Origin of the sequence: Cupriavidus basilensis (genome assembly GCF_029335485.1) — a bacterium.
Lineage (GTDB): Bacteria > Pseudomonadota > Gammaproteobacteria > Burkholderiales > Burkholderiaceae > Cupriavidus > Cupriavidus basilensis_E.
This window is the reverse complement of the sequence record NZ_JARJLM010000359.1, coordinates 1-1534: the sequence shown is the minus strand read 5'-3', so window position 1 is coordinate 1534 and position 1534 is coordinate 1. Positions and strand designations below refer to the sequence as shown.

The 1534-nt window shown below is 63.8% G+C and carries 1 protein-coding gene; it reads left to right on the top strand.

Features of this window, described 5'->3' with window-relative positions; all coding sequences use genetic code 11:
• Nucleotides 1-21: 21 nt before the first annotated feature.
• Nucleotides 22-1299: a benzoyl-CoA 2,3-epoxidase subunit BoxA gene (gene boxA, locus P3W85_RS21320; RefSeq protein WP_276266248.1), complete on the top strand. Its 1278-nt coding sequence runs from the start codon at nt 22-24 to the stop codon at nt 1297-1299.
• Nucleotides 1300-1534 lie beyond the last annotated feature (235 nt).

Genomic DNA, 1534 nt, shown 5'->3' with positions numbered 1-1534 from the left:
GCTTCACCCCCGGAGATCGCCATGGACTTGTCCGACATCCAGGTCATCAGGCAGCACCTGATCGACCCCGAGATCTGCATCCGCTGCAATACCTGCGAGGCAACCTGCCCGGTCGCAGCCATCACCCACGATTCGCGCAACTACGTGGTCGATGCGGACAAGTGCAATGCCTGCATGGCCTGCATCTCGCCTTGCCCGACCGGATCGATCGACAACTGGCGCACCGTGCCACGCCCCAAGGCCTACAGCACCGCCGAGCAACTCGGCTGGGACGAACTGCCGGCCGAGCTGTCGCCGGAGCAGCTTGCGGAGCAAGGCGTGGCGGTGGGCGCCGAGCCCATGCCCGAAGCCGTGGTTTCCCTGCCCGGCGCCGTCAGTGGCGAAGCGGCATTCAACAGCGCGCAGTATGGCGCCACCGTGCCGCCGTGGTCCGCAGCGCATGCCTATACCAACCTGTATGGTGCCAAGGGCGCCGGCAAGACGATCACCGCCACGGTGACCGGCAATGTGCGCGTTACCGAGGTTGGCCGCGACTACGATACCCACCACATCGTGCTGGACTTCGGCGCGTCGCCCTTCCCGGTGCTGGAGGGCCAGTCCATCGGCATCGTGCCGCCCGGGGTGGATGCCGCCGGCCGCCCGCACCACGCGCGCCAGTATTCGCTGGCCAGCGCGCGTAACGGCGAACGCCCCGGCTACAACAATATCTCGCTCACCATCAAGCGCGTGCTGGAAGACCATCAGGGCAATCCGGTGCGCGGTGTGGCGTCGAACTATATGTGCGACCTGCAGGTGGGGGACAAGGTAGAAGTGATCGGGCCCTTCGGCGCGAGCTTCCTGATGCCCAACCATCCGCGCTCCAACATCGTCATGATCTGCACCGGCACGGGCAGCGCGCCGATGCGTGCCATGACCGAGTGGCGCCGCCGGCTGCGCAAGTCCGGCAAGTTCGAAGGCGGCAAGCTGATACTCTTCTTCGGCGCGCGCACCAAGGAGGAACTGCCCTACTTTGGGCCGCTGCAGAACCTGCCCAAGGATTTCATCGACATCCACTTTGCTTTCTCGCGTACGCCCGGCCAGCCCAAGCGCTACGTGCAGGACGTGATGCGCGATCGCGCAGCTGACCTGGCGCCCTTGCTTGCCGACCCGAGCACCTACTTCTACGTCTGCGGGCTGAAAAGCATGGAAGAGGGCGTGGTGCTGGCCTTGCGCGACGTGGCGCAACAGGCTGGCTTGTCCTGGGAGACGCTGGGGGCAGCGCTCAAGAAGGATGGGCGGTTGCATTTGGAGACTTACTGACTGCCCGGAAGAGCGGAGGCGTGGGGCTGGGGCTGGGGTGACGGGATGCGCCAAAGCCATCGGCAATGACGACGGCCGTCACTTCATTCAATCGTTCTGGGTTAATGGTTGTTTTAGAATGAAGCGATGTGGTTGCTGTTGTTATTTCGAGGTTTTTTAGGGACCTGATGATGGTCTGCAGGGCCTAAAGGCGGAGTGGTGTCGGGCTCTTGGGCACATGGAGGTGTCACTTTTC